Origin of the sequence: Kitasatospora terrestris (assembly GCF_039542905.1) — a bacterium.
Lineage (GTDB): Bacteria > Actinomycetota > Actinomycetes > Streptomycetales > Streptomycetaceae > Kitasatospora > Kitasatospora terrestris.
In genome coordinates, this window is the sequence record NZ_BAABIS010000001.1 from 1092444 (window position 1) to 1104230 (window position 11787).

The following is an 11787-nucleotide window of genomic DNA, read 5'->3' on the forward strand; positions in this document are numbered from 1 at the left end:
CCGTGACCCACGCCACAACCCGTCCGCGTCACACTCGGCCGCGCCGTTCCGTCGTACGGGTGCAAGCACAGGACAACGGCAAGGGAGCGCACCATGGAAGCACGCCTCAACCCCTTCACCAACCCGGTCCTCGGCAAGGTCTTCAAGCACATCGTCGCTGCGGGGAAGGCACTGGACGGCTCGACCCTGCCGGCCTCGACACAGGAGCTGGTGAAGCTGCGTGCCAGCCAGATCAACGGCTGCGGCTTCTGCACGGACATGCACTTCAAGGACGCCGTGCACGCCGGGGAGTCCCCCGAGCGCCTCAACCTGGTCGCGGTGTGGCGCGAGGCCACGGTGTTCACCGACGCCGAACGCGCGGCGCTGGAACTCGCGGAGGAGACCACCCGGACAGCCGACGCGGCCGGCGGCGTCCCCGAGCACGTCTGGGCGAACGCCGCCGAGCACTACGACGAGGACCAGCTCGGCGCCCTGGTGGGAGTGATCAGCGTCATCAACGCCTTCAACCGCGTGAACGTGATGCTCCAGACCCCTGCGGGCGACTACCGGCCCGGCCAGTTCAGCTAGACCCGGCCGGCGGGAAAGGCTCCGGGCCCGGTGCGTCGAAACGCACCGGGCCCGGAAGTGGTAGCGGGGACAGGATTTGAACCTGCGACCTCTGGGTTATGAGCCCAGCGAGCTACCGAGCTGCTCCACCCCGCGTCGGCGGTCCCGACTGTACGGCACGGCGCCCCCCGACGCGAACCGGTTCCCCGGCGACGCGCGTGCCCGAACCCCGCAGTGCCGCAGCCCGAGCCGTCCGTACACGTACAGTAGTGGCGCAGGCCCACACCGTGACAACGAAGGGTTCCCATGCGTCTTCGTACCTCCCTCGCCGCCCTCGGCGGCGCAGTGCTGCTCGTCATCTGCACGCCCACGTCGTCCTACGCCGCGACCGGCGACTTCCTCTACAAGGTCGGCCCCGGAGTCCTCGCGGGGATCGCCGACCCGGCGAGCGGCACCTGCATCGACCTGCCGTTCACGACCGAGGAGCATCCCGGCTTCGCTCCCGAGAACTTCACCGACGCCACTGCCACGGTCTTCCTCGACTCCGGCTGCGACGGCGACGTCTTCTACGTGATGAACCCGGGCAAGAAGCTCGGCGACCGGCTCGAGCTGCGCTCCGTGATCTTCTCCTGACACCCCGCCGGGTGGTCGCCCCACCGGGCGGCCACCCGGCGTGCTCGGCGGGAGGATGACCGCGTACCGCAGCCGAGACCCACCGGGACGTCGACATGCCCGAACAGGTGCCCGCAGCGCAGGGCGCGCGAGCGCGAGGTCGCGGAACTGCCGGCGCGAGGTGCCGCCGACCAGGACATCGCCCGGGCGCTCGCCCTGTCCCCGCGCACCGTCGAGCACCACGTCGCCGGCGTGCTCGCCGAGCTGGAGGTCACCCGTCCGCACGTGCGCGAGGCTCTGACCGGGCGTCACGACTCCGTCTGAGCCGCTTGCGGAGCGCCCGCTGGTGCGCCGGTCAGTCGATGGCGAACCAGCCGCGGACCTGGGCCTCGTGGTCGACGTACGGTTTTCCGGTCACGTCCACGACGACGCGGTCGATGGTGCCGCCGGTGAAGCGGAACGGCACCCGGTAGTCGGTGGTGACGGGCGAGGAGCCGTCGCGGCCGACGCAGATCCCGTCGCCGACCACGCAGAAGAAGCCCGGCTGGGTGACGATGTCCCCGCTGCCGACCTGCTGGTCGTCGATGTACAGGGTCAGGGTGCCAGCGGCGCCGGGCATCCGCGGATCGGTACTGCGGCCGGTCATGGCGAACTCGGCGGTGAGCACGTGGCTGCCCGGTTCGACGTCCCGGTCGGCCACGACGGTCCGCAGGTCGGTGCCGAGCCAGTTGAACGCGTAGTGCAGGCGGCGGTCCTTGACGTACAGGCTGTGGCCGCCGGCGACGCCTCCGTGGGCGTACAGGACGCCCTCGGCGTCGGGCGAGTCGATCCGGACGCCGGCGGCGATGGTGTACGAGCGGCCGCTGATCGTGACGCCGGACTGCTCGGGGACCGGAGCGCAGTCGGGGTAGTAGACGTAGCGCTCGCGCGCCGGGGTGCCGTGCGGGCGCTCGGCGAGCGTCTGTTCGAGCGCGGACCGGTCGTCCAGGGGGAGCCCGTTGTAGATGCCCGCGTTGTAGTACCAGAGGCCCTTGAGCTTCTCCAGCCGCTCCGGGTGGTCGGCCGCGACGTCGTGGGACTGGGCGCGGTCGGTACCGAGGTCGTAGAGCTCCCAGCGGTCGTGCTCGAACTTGCCCCAGCCGCTGAGCGGCGGGTGGGCGGTGCAGGCCAGCCAGCCCTCGTGGTAGATCGAGCGCTGCCCCAGCATCGCGTAGAACTGGGTCTGCTTGCCCGGCGCCGCGGCGTCGGTCAGGGAGGCCGCGAAGCTCTCTCCCTCGATCGGGTTCTGCCGGCGGCCCTTGACGGTCTCGGGCGGTTCGATGCCGATCAGGTCGTAGAGGGTGGGGACGACGTCGACGGCGTGGACGTACTGCTCGCGGATCTCGCCCCGGGCCCCGATGCCCGCGGGCCAGGCGATCAGGCACATGTCCGCGACGCCGCCCTCGTAGCCGGCCCAGCGCTTCCAGTACGGGAACGGCGTGTCGAACGCCCAGGCCCAGCCGGTGTTGTAGTGGTTGTAGGACACCGGGCTGCCGAGCTCGTCGATGTGCTGCAGGCTCAGCTCGGTCGGGGTGGGCACGCCGTTGAAGAAGCGCCACTCGTTGAAGGTGCCGTCCGGACCGCCCTCGCCGCTGGCGCCGTTGTCGGAGACGGCGACGATGATGGTGTTGTCGAGCTCGCCGGCGGACTCCAGGAAGTCGAGGACGCGGCCGAGCTGGTCGTCGCTGTAGGAGACGTACCCGGCGAAGACCTCCGCCATCCGGGCGAACAGGCGCTGCTCGTCGGCGCTCAGGCTGTCCCAGGGGCGCACCACGTCGAGCGCGGGCCACGGCTGACCGTCGGGGCCGGTCGCGTCCGGTTCCCCGTGCGGGTTGATCGGGGACAGCTCGGTGTTCTCCGGCAGGATGCCGAGCTCCTTCTGCCGGCGCAGGATCCCCGGCCGGATCGCCTCGTAGCCCTCGTCGAAGACGCCCTTGTAGCGGTCCGCCCACTCCTTGGCCACGTGGTGCGGCGAGTGGGCCGCGTCGAGGGAGAGGTACATGAAGAACGGCTTGTCCGGATCGACGGCCTTGGCGTCCCGGATGAAGGTGATCGCCTTGTCGGACAGGTCCTTGGCGATGTGGTAGCCCTCCTCCGGGGTGGCCGGGGGCTCCACGGAGTGGTTGTCGTGGATCAGGTCCGGGTACCAGCCGCTCGACTCCCCGCCGAGGAAGCCGTAGAAGCGCTCGAAGCCGCGCCCCAGCGGCCAGCGCCCCTTGTACGCGGCCATGCTGGTCTCCTCACCGGGGGTGAGGTGCCACTTGCCGAGGCAGTAGGTGTTGTAGCCGCGCTCGACCAGGACCTCCGAGATGAGGCCGTTCTCGAACGGGATGCGGGTGGAGATGCCGGGGAAGCCCGCGCTGAACTCGGCGATCGTCGCCATCCCGTTCGAGGTGGCGTTGCGGCCGGTCAGCAGCGAGGCCCGGCTCGGGGAGCACAGCGCGGTGGTGTGGAAGTTGGTGTACTTCACGCCCATGTCCGCGATCCGCGTCATCGTCGGCGTCCGCACCGGTCCGCCGAAGCAGTCCATGGTCGCGTAGCCGATGTCGTCCCAGGCGATCACCAGGACGTTCGGAGCGCCCCGGGGTGCCTTCGGCGCCAGGTACGGCTCCCAGTCCGGCTCCGAGTCGCGAATGTCGAGAGCGATCTTCCCCTTGAAGCGCTGCACGCCGATCCTTCCTGTAGGCCCACTGCCCCGGCCGCCCCGGGTCGGTGGTCGGCCGACGCGCCGTGAGACCCACCCCCGGGCGCGGCCGTGCGTGGGACGCCCTCGTCCGACCGTAGGCAGGCACCGCACCGGCCGCACCGGCAGTGGTCCACCCGGATGAACGGGCGGCGGTCAGCGCACCACGCAGCGGAAGCCCAGGTGGCAGGTGGCGGTGTCCTCGGTCTGCCCCTGCCGTGCGGCGGGGCGGTAGCGCAGGCAGTAGTTCGGCGCGCACAGGTGCGAGCCGCCCTTGACCGTCCGTCGGGGGAACGGCTCCGCCGGCGGTACGGCGGGGTCCGGCCGCGGGGCGCGGGGGTTTCGGGGTGCGCAGCAGGCGGCGGGCGCGGGATCCGGGTGGCGGGCGGCGTAGTGGTCCACTGTCCACTCCCAGACGTTGCCCGCCATGTCGTACAGGCCGTACCCGTTGGGCGGGTAGCTGCCGGCGGGGGTGGTGCCGGGTGCGGCGTTGAGCTTCCCGGCCGGCTCGAACTCCCACGGGAACCGGCCGTGCCAGGTGTTCGCCATCCGGCGGCCCTTCGGGCTGAAGTCGTCGCCCCACGGGAAGACGGCCCCCGCCAGGCCGCCGCGGGCGGCGAACTCCCACTCCGCCTCGGTCGGCAGGTCCTTGCCCGCCCAGGCCGCGTACGCGGCGGCGTCCTCGAAGGAGACCTGGGTGACCGGGTGCCGCTCCCGGCCGTCCAAGGTGCTGCCCTCGCCGTACGGGCGGCGCCAGGACGCGCCGGGCGCGTAGCTCCACCAGCGGCGCCAGTCGTCGAGGTCCACCGGACCGGACGTCCGGCGGAAGACCAGCGCCCCCGGCACCAGGTCGGCCGGGTCCGCGCCCGGATAGTCGCCGGGATCCGGCGGCCGCTCGGCCACCGTCACGTACCCGGTCGCCTTCACGAACCGGCGGAAGGCCGCCACGGTCACCGGATGCTCGTCCATCCAGAACCCGTCGACCGACACCCGGTGGACCGGACGCTCCTCCGGATAGAAGTCGTCCGACCCCATCAGGAAGGAACCCCCGGGGATCCGGACCATCCCCCGGGCCGGGGCCGAAGGCCCGGACTGCACAGATATCGTCACGCCCCCGACGGTGCACCATCGCGACCGGCCGCGTCCCGCGACACGCCCGTCCCCGGCACGCGGTCGTGGCATACCCCCGAGCGGCGCAGCCGCCCTGCGGATCGCGGGCCGACGGGCGCACGCTGGTGGCAGGCGGTCCGGCCGTGAACCCCCGAGCGCGGCCGGGCCCCTGACGACCCACCTGCCCCGCTCACGCGAACGAGGACTCAATGGCGATCTTGGTGAAGTCCGTACTGCCCGGCATTACCACCGACCAGTACGACGCCCTGAACAGCCGACTCCAGGCGCTGCCCGGCGACACGTTCGCCGGCTGCATCTCCCACGCCTGCGTGCCCACCGGCTCCGGCCTGGAGATCTACGACCTGTGGGAGTCGGAGGAGGCGATGCGGAAGTTCACGGGCATCGTCATGCCGATCGCCCGGGACATGGGCCTGCCGCCGGGTGCCCAGCCGGAGGTCCACCAGACCCACGCCCACTGGACCCCGTAGGCCCCGGCTCGGCCCGTCCCGCCCCCGCAGAGCCGGATCGTGCTCGCCTCGCCCACGCGGCGGGGGGGTCAGTCCCGTTCAGTCCCGTGGCACAGGTCTGGTTCCGGGATCCGGGGGATGGTGAAGAGCCTGGCGACGGCGGCGATCTCGGGCGGGGCAGTTCGACGCTGCGCAGGCCGTCGGGGCTCGTTCCCTCGGGATTTCGTATTCGGGGCTGTCGTCGTCAGCCGCGGCGTCGTCCGGGCCCGGGAACCTGCCGTGGGCGCGCCGGCGACTCGCGCTCGGCCGGGCCGCAGTGCCCGGTCAGCTCGGCGCGGAGGTGCATCCAGATCCCCTCGACGTAGACGTCGAGCAGCCGTGCGTCGGCTCGCATCGGAGCCACCCCGTCCGGCGTGGCGGAGAAGTCTCCCCGGGCCCGGCCGGACTCTTCCCGTTCATTGTTGTTCATGGACCGATCGTCGCGGGCGGACCCCCGGGCGCCCGTCAGGTGGTCCATCCGGGTGATGGCCGTGACAGGCGAGGAACACGGTGACGGCAAGCACTCGCACCGGCCGGAATACCACCTCGCGGTCGCCGGTTGCAGCCGGACGTGCAGCATCCCCAGGAACCGCCGAGCGGCATACACCCCCTGCTCGCCGGGCGCTTCAGCCCGTACCGATTCGATCCGTCCGCAACGGTCGACGACCACGCCCTCGGTCTGCTGCTCGAGGCCGCACGGTGGGCACCGTCTGCGGGGAACTCCCAGCCCTGGGGCTTCTTCGTCGGCAGGCCCGGCGAGCCGGACCACGACCGGCTCCTTCCCCACCTCGCGCCGAGCTCCGCGCGCTGGGCGACGGACGCGGGCCTGCTCGTCGTCACGCTGACGCGCCGGCACGTCGGCGAAGACCACCTGCTCTACTCCGAGTTCGCCGACTACGACCTCGGCCAGGCCGTCGCCCACCTGACGGTCCAGGCCCAGGCCATGGGACTGGCCGCACACCAGTTCCGGGCCTTCGACCTGGAAGGCCTCACCACGGAACTGAAGCCGAATCCGGGTTGGGCGATCGTCTCCATGATCGCGGTAGGCAGGGCGGCCGACGGACCTCCGGAGGACCGGAACCGGCACCCCGTCGCACACCTTCGCTCCGCCCCCTGGTCAGCCGCCGAGTAGCAGCCACGTCGTGGCCGGACGTCGCTGTCCGCCACGGCAGGCGTCAGCGGCTTCGCCGGCAAGCACCCCGGGCAGGCATGGCGACCTGCTGGAGCGACAGCTCGACTCGATCGGCACGGACGCGGGTCTCCGGCTGCCGCCGCACGTCGACCACGGCGGCCAACCGCACGTCGGCGACCGGACGTTCGTCGGCTTCGGACTCACCGCCTCGACGTGGCACCGATCCGTATCGGGCGGGACGTACTGACCGGCCGAAACGCGCAGCTGCTGCCCCGCCCCACCCCGTCACTCCGAGCCGCGCCGCGCGAAGGGCGGTCGGTCCCGCTCGGAGGTTTCCCGTCCCGGCCGTCCGGCCTGTCGACGTGGGCCTTCCGTAGTGCGGACAGCCGCGTCCCGCCGGTACGCGCCTCAGGGGGCGGCCGCGTCGGCGAGCTCGGCGACGTGGTTCCACAGCTCCTGTCGTGCGGCGTCGTCGTCCGGGCCGGCCGCGAGGGCGTAGGTGGTGGGTCGGGCGCGGCGGTCGTGCCACAGCAGGCCGGTGGACTCGACCGCTTCGGGTGCGGCGCCGAGCCAGACGATGGTGTCCGCGCCTTCCTCCGGAGTGCGGATGATCGGGCGGCTTGCCGCCCGGAACAGCGGCATCCACTGCCGGACGCCCTTGGTGTCCGCCCAGCCGGGGTGCATCGCGTGCACGTGGATGCCTCGGTCGAGCAGGCGTCGGGCCCACTCCTCGGTGATCGCCACCTCCTCGCGTTTGGTGCGCGCGTACACTTTCTTGGGGCTGTAGTCCTCGTGCAGGGATTGGAGGTCGCCCGGGGGTATGCGCTGCCCGTACTGGCCGCCCGACGTCACGTTGACGACGCGTGCCGGTGCGGAGCGGGACATCAGCTCCGACAGTCCGCGCGTGAGCATCCACGGGGCGAGAACGTGGGTGGCGAAGACGAGCTCCACACCGTCGGGGCTGAAGGTGCGTTCGTCGGGCATGACTCCGGCGTTGTTGACGAGCACGTCCAGCTGCGGCTCGCTGTCCGCGAACTCGTCGATGAACCGCCGCAGCTCCGGGCGGCTGGCGAGGTCGCAGACCACGGGAACCGGGGGCGTGGCACCGGGGCCCGCGCGTCGGACCGCCGACCGGACGGCTCCTTCGGCCCGCTCCCGGTCGCGAGCCAGCACCCGTACCGACGCGCCCAGGCGCGCGAATCCTGCCGCCGCCGCCGAGCCGATCCCGGACGCGGCGCCGGTGACCAGGACCACCTTGCCGTCCATGCGGGGAGGGTCGTCCGGCCATCCCGGCAGACGGCGCCGGGCCCACAGCCCGACGTTGCCGTAGCCGAGCACGATCGACCGGTCGAGCGCCTTGTCCACCCACGATTCCGCCGACATGTCGGGCGTCTGCCCAGGGTCCACTCCCCCACACGCCTGACGCCCGAGCCCGGTGCGAACGCGTCGCCTCCACCGGCTCGACGTGACGGTGAGCCCTTCCTCCCGGGGTGATCCGCCCCGGGAGGAAGGGGCACCGCACTCGACCTGCGGCAACCGGCACCGCACCCCCCAGGCCGATTCCGCGTGGTGACGGCTTCGAACACCGGCTGGAGGACGTGCGGGAGCGAACCGCGCCCCGGCCGGTCATACTGACGGCGGCGCCCACTGCCGACCACCGAACGCACGGCCGAGGCCGCCGCTCCGCCGGAACGGACATCCCCTCAGGGATCACGCGAAAGGCCGTGGGAGCCATGACCCATCTCGCAACCGAGTACCGACCGAAGCACCAGGACCGCCGCAGCCCGGACGTGCTCGACGTCGCCGTCCCGCCGGACGGCCGCCAGATCCCTCGACTACGAGTGATCACACGCGAGTTCATGCGACGCAGCAGCACTGCGAGTGATGCGCACGTCGAAGACGTCCTTCTCGTCGTCACCGAACTCGCGACCAACGTGCTGCGCCACACCGGCCGCCCCGGGCGCCTGGTCGTCCTCGGTCGCACCGACGGGACGGAGATCCGCGTGAGCGACTCCAGCCGGCACCTGCCGAGGCCTCAGCCCCGTTCCTTGCGGCTCACCTCGGGGCGGGGCCTGGTCCTCGTCCAGAACGTCAGCACCCTCGTCGCGGTCACCCTGGACCCCGGCGGCGGAAAGACGATCAGCGTGCAGGTGGCCGACCCCGGCCGCCGGGCCACCGCGGCCTGACGGCCGGGACCCGCAGATCCGCGCCCCGCACGACCCCACCCGCCCAACGGGTCGGCGTCGACCGGCCGGGGCCGGCACGTGCCGAAGCCGACGGCCGGGTGGCGGTCGGCTCCCGGCCGGGCGGCTCGTGCGGACTGCCCGTCAGCGGCGGTCGACGAGGCGCTTGAGCTTGCCGACCGAACGCTCCAGGGTCTCGGGGTCGACGATCTCGACGTCCGCGGTGACGCCGACGCCGTCCTTGATGCCCCGGGCGATCGCGGTCGCGGCGGCCTCGCGCTGGGACGCGGAGGCCACGTGGCGGGCTTCGACGCGGACGGTGAGGTGGTCCATCCGGCCGCGGCGGGTGAGCACGAGCTGGAAGTGGGGGGCGACGGCGGGCTCCCGCAGCACGATCTCTTCGATCTGGGTGGGGAAGAGGTTCACCCCGCGGAGGATGATCATGTCGTCGCTGCGACCGGTGATCTTCTCCATCCGCCGGAAGGCGGGGCGGGCGGTGCCGGGGAGCAGGCGGGTGAGGTCGCGGGTCCGGTAGCGGACGACCGGCATGGCCTCCTTGGTGAGCGAGGTGAAGACGAGTTCGCCGGACTCGCCGTCGGGCAGCACCTCGCCGGTGATCGGGTCGACGACCTCCGGGTAGAAGTGGTCCTCCCAGATGTGCAGGCCGTCCTTGGTCTCCACGCACTCCTGGGCGACGCCGGGGCCGATCACCTCGGAGAGCCCGTAGATGTCGACCGCGTCGATGCCCATCCGCTCCTCGATCTCGCGGCGCATCTCCTCGGTCCAGGGCTCGGCGCCGAAGATGCCGACGCGCAGCGAGGTGCTGCGCGGGTCGACGCCCTGCCGTTCGAACTCGTCGAGCAGGGTGAGCATGTAGGACGGGGTGACCATGATGATCTCCGGCTGGAAGTCCTGGATCAGCTGGACCTGGCGGGCCGTCATGCCGCCGGAGGCGGGGATGACGGTGCAGCCCGCCCGTTCGGCGCCGTAGTGGGCGCCGAGGCCGCCGGTGAACAGGCCGTAGCCGTACGAGATGTGGACCTTGTGGCCGGGGCGGCCGCCGGCCGCGCGGATGGAGCGGGCGACCACGTCGGCCCAGGTCTCCAGGTCGCCCTCGGTGTAGCCGACCACCGTGGGCTTGCCGGTGGTGCCGCTGGAGGCGTGCAGCCGGCGGACCCGGTCCATCGGTACGGCGAACATGCCGAAGGGGTAGTTGTCGCGCAGGTCGCGCTTGCCCGTGAACGGGAAGCGGGCGAGGTCGGCGAGGCTGCGGCAGTCGTCGGGGTGGACGCCGGCGGCGTCGAACGAGCGGCGGTAGAAGTCGACGTTGCGATAGGCGTGTTCGAGGGACCAGCGGAGTCGGGTGAGCTGGAGGTCGGCCAACTCGTCGCGGTTCAGCTGCTCGCTGTCGTCCATGGTCACTCCCTGCAACCTGACCGAAAACCGACCGATCGTTCGGTAGCTGGCCACTCTAGGGTACGGCGCACCGGCATGCCAGGGTCGTGTGCGGAGTGCCGCCTCCGCGACCACCGCCGGCGTGCCCCCACCGCGGCCTGCCCCACTGCCGGCTCACCGGCGGGCGGCCCGTCACGACGGCGACGGTGGACCGACCCTGCGGGGGTGGCGTTGCGTGTTCAGGCGGCGGTGAGGGTGGTCAGCTTGCGCAGCGGGGAGAGGGCGGTGGGGATCCAGACGCAGGCCAGCACGGCGGCGGCGAGGGCGAGCGCACAGCGGGTGCCGGTGGTGGCGGCAAGGACCCCCGCGGCGGCGGCGCCCAGGGCGACGGCGGCGGTGAACAGGACCCGCATGGTGCCGTTGACCCTGGCCATGAGGTGGGCGGGGGTGGCGTCCTGGCGGAACGTGGTCATCAGGACCGAGTCGAATCCCACCTTGAGGACGACCACGGCCCAGGCCGCGGCGGCGATCGGCGCCGGGACCGGGCGGCCGATCAGCGGCAGGACGAGGGCGAGGGGTGCCACTGCGAGGCCGACGAGCAGGGCTGCCCGGCCCGCTCCCAGCCTGGCGGCGAGCCGGACGGCGCCGAGCGCCCCGACCAGGCCGCCGACCCCGCCCGCTCCCAGGAACAGCCCCAGCTCGCTTTCGCTCCAGTGGAGTTCGTTCAGGGCGAGGACCGGGAGCAGGGTGGTGGTCCCGGCGATGCCGATGTTGGCCAGGCACCCGGAGACGAGGACGGCGCGCAGCACGGGCCGGCGTGCCACGAAACGGACGCCGTCGGCGATCTCCCGGGCGAGTGACGCGCCCGGGGACGGTGCGGCGGGGCGCTCACGGACGCCGAGGGTGGCCAGCCACGCGGCGGACCACAGGTAGCCGGCCGTCATCGCCAGGAGCACGGTGGGCGGGGTCAGCAGGCCGGCGGCCCAGCCGGCCAGGGGCGGCCCGGCGATCAGCGCGGCCTGCGCGACGGTGGCCGATCGGGCGTTGACCCCGGCGAGCAGCCGGCCGGGAGCGATGTCCTTGACGATGCTCTGGGCGGCCAGGTCGAAGAAGACGGTCGCGGTGCCCTGCAGGAGCACGACGGCCAGCAGGTGGGCCATGGTCAGGCGGTGCGCCCAGGCTGCCAGGGGAAGGGTGGCGAGTGCCACGGCGCGCACCAGGTCCGCGCCGATCATGACGGGACGGCGCGGGACCCGGTCCAGCCAGGCGCCCACCGGGAGGCCCAGCAGGACGAACGGCAGCGTGAGCGCCGTCTTCAGGAGCGCGGCGCCCTGCGCGCCGGCGTGGAGCACCGTCACGGCGGTCAGCGGGACGGCGGCCTGTCCGATCTGCGAGCCCCACAGCGCGACGCCGGTGGCGGTGAGGTAGCGGGTGCGGTTCCGGTCCGGCGCGGCGGTGTCCGCGCGGCTCTCGGCGGCTGGGCGCGTGTCCGCGCCTGCGGTCGTGCCGCCGGCTGCGGCCGTGGTGCCGCGGCCGCGTGGTGCGCTGCGGCCGGTCTCGATCGTGTCCGTCATGGCGGGA

General features: G+C 72.6%; 11 protein-coding genes, 1 tRNA gene and 1 pseudogene. 6 read left to right on the forward strand and 7 right to left on the reverse strand.

The genetic code is table 11. The annotated features are described in order from the left end of the window. The first annotated feature begins 93 nt into the window (after positions 1 to 93). Positions 94 to 567 carry a carboxymuconolactone decarboxylase family protein gene (locus ABEB06_RS05230; RefSeq protein WP_345695599.1) on the forward strand — a complete coding sequence of 158 codons (474 nt, stop codon included), beginning with the start codon at positions 94 to 96 and terminating at the stop codon, positions 565 to 567. Positions 568 to 625: 58 nt separating this feature from the next. Here the strand turns inward: ABEB06_RS05230 and ABEB06_RS05235 are convergent. Further along, positions 626 to 702, reverse strand: a tRNA-Met gene (locus ABEB06_RS05235). 150 nt (positions 703 to 852) lie between these two features. Between ABEB06_RS05235 and ABEB06_RS05240 the strand changes: the two genes are divergently transcribed. Next, on the forward strand, positions 853 to 1179 hold the full coding sequence (locus ABEB06_RS05240) for a hypothetical protein (RefSeq protein ID WP_345695600.1): 327 nt from the start codon (positions 853 to 855) through the stop codon (positions 1177 to 1179). Positions 1180 to 1317: 138 nt separating this feature from the next. After that, positions 1318 to 1482, forward strand: a pseudogene (locus ABEB06_RS39280) (LuxR C-terminal-related transcriptional regulator); the annotation flags it as partial. A 31-nt stretch (positions 1483 to 1513) separates the two neighbouring features. On the opposite strand, the gene ABEB06_RS05245 reads toward ABEB06_RS39280, so the two are convergent. Together ABEB06_RS05245 and ABEB06_RS05250 are read right to left on the reverse strand one after the other, a co-directional pair. Continuing rightward, the gene (locus tag ABEB06_RS05245; protein WP_345695601.1) at positions 1514 to 3865 is read right to left on the reverse strand and encodes a sulfatase-like hydrolase/transferase; all 2352 of its coding nucleotides are present in this window, start codon (positions 3863 to 3865) and stop codon (positions 1514 to 1516) included. Between the two features lie 171 nt (positions 3866 to 4036). Next, on the reverse strand, positions 4037 to 4945 hold the full coding sequence (locus ABEB06_RS05250; protein ID WP_345701743.1) for a formylglycine-generating enzyme family protein: 909 nt from the start codon (positions 4943 to 4945) through the stop codon (positions 4037 to 4039). Positions 4946 to 5199: 254 nt separating this feature from the next. On the opposite strand from ABEB06_RS05250, the gene ABEB06_RS05255 reads away from it, so the two are divergent. Continuing rightward, on the forward strand, positions 5200 to 5478 hold the full coding sequence (locus ABEB06_RS05255) for a hypothetical protein (RefSeq protein WP_345695602.1): 279 nt from the start codon (positions 5200 to 5202) through the stop codon (positions 5476 to 5478). 223 nt (positions 5479 to 5701) lie between these two features. Here the strand turns inward: ABEB06_RS05255 and ABEB06_RS05260 are convergent, their stop codons facing one another. Further along, positions 5702 to 5851 carry a hypothetical protein gene (locus tag ABEB06_RS05260; protein ID WP_345695603.1) on the reverse strand — a complete coding sequence of 50 codons (150 nt, stop codon included), beginning with the start codon at positions 5849 to 5851 and terminating at the stop codon, positions 5702 to 5704. A gap of 216 nt (positions 5852 to 6067) precedes the next feature. Between ABEB06_RS05260 and ABEB06_RS05265 the strand changes: the two genes are divergently transcribed. Beyond that, positions 6068 to 6628, forward strand: coding sequence for a nitroreductase family protein (locus tag ABEB06_RS05265; RefSeq protein ID WP_345695604.1), 561 nt, complete (start codon positions 6068 to 6070; stop codon positions 6626 to 6628). Positions 6629 to 7036: 408 nt separating this feature from the next. Here ABEB06_RS05265 and ABEB06_RS05270 read toward each other — a convergent pair whose 3' ends face one another. Beyond that, on the reverse strand, positions 7037 to 8011 hold the full coding sequence (locus ABEB06_RS05270; RefSeq protein WP_345695605.1) for an SDR family NAD(P)-dependent oxidoreductase: 975 nt from the start codon (positions 8009 to 8011) through the stop codon (positions 7037 to 7039). 350 nt (positions 8012 to 8361) lie between these two features. On the opposite strand from ABEB06_RS05270, the gene ABEB06_RS05275 reads away from it, so the two are divergent. Further along, positions 8362 to 8814, forward strand: a complete 453-nt coding sequence (locus tag ABEB06_RS05275) for an ATP-binding protein (protein ID WP_345695606.1) — start codon at positions 8362 to 8364, stop codon at positions 8812 to 8814. Positions 8815 to 8955: 141 nt separating this feature from the next. Here ABEB06_RS05275 and paaK read toward each other — a convergent pair whose 3' ends face one another. Further along, complete coding sequence (paaK, locus tag ABEB06_RS05280; protein ID WP_345695607.1) at positions 8956 to 10227, reverse strand: phenylacetate--CoA ligase PaaK; 1272 nt, start codon at positions 10225 to 10227, stop codon at positions 8956 to 8958. A gap of 218 nt (positions 10228 to 10445) precedes the next feature. Continuing rightward, positions 10446 to 11780, reverse strand: a complete 1335-nt coding sequence (locus tag ABEB06_RS05285; RefSeq protein WP_345695608.1) for an MFS transporter — start codon at positions 11778 to 11780, stop codon at positions 10446 to 10448. Positions 11781 to 11787: the final 7 nt, after the last annotated feature.

What these genes read in the sequence shown, in the direction of transcription:
- ABEB06_RS05230 (WP_345695599.1), top strand. Translation starts at nt 94, where the DNA reads ATGGAAGCACGCCTCAACCCCTTCACCAACCCGGTCCTCGGCAAGGTC.
- ABEB06_RS05240 (WP_345695600.1), top strand. Translation starts at nt 853, where the DNA reads ATGCGTCTTCGTACCTCCCTCGCCGCCCTCGGCGGCGCAGTGCTGCTC.
- ABEB06_RS05250 (WP_345701743.1), bottom strand. Translation starts at nt 4,945, where the DNA reads ATGGTCCGGATCCCCGGGGGTTCCTTCCTGATGGGGTCGGACGACTTC.
- ABEB06_RS05255 (WP_345695602.1), top strand. Translation starts at nt 5,200, where the DNA reads ATGGCGATCTTGGTGAAGTCCGTACTGCCCGGCATTACCACCGACCAG.
- ABEB06_RS05260 (WP_345695603.1), bottom strand. Translation starts at nt 5,851, where the DNA reads ATGCGAGCCGACGCACGGCTGCTCGACGTCTACGTCGAGGGGATCTGG.
- ABEB06_RS05270 (WP_345695605.1), bottom strand. Translation starts at nt 8,011, where the DNA reads ATGTCGGCGGAATCGTGGGTGGACAAGGCGCTCGACCGGTCGATCGTG.
- ABEB06_RS05275 (WP_345695606.1), top strand. Translation starts at nt 8,362, where the DNA reads ATGACCCATCTCGCAACCGAGTACCGACCGAAGCACCAGGACCGCCGC.
- paaK (WP_345695607.1), bottom strand. Translation starts at nt 10,227, where the DNA reads ATGGACGACAGCGAGCAGCTGAACCGCGACGAGTTGGCCGACCTCCAG.
- ABEB06_RS05285 (WP_345695608.1), bottom strand. Translation starts at nt 11,780, where the DNA reads ATGACGGACACGATCGAGACCGGCCGCAGCGCACCACGCGGCCGCGGC.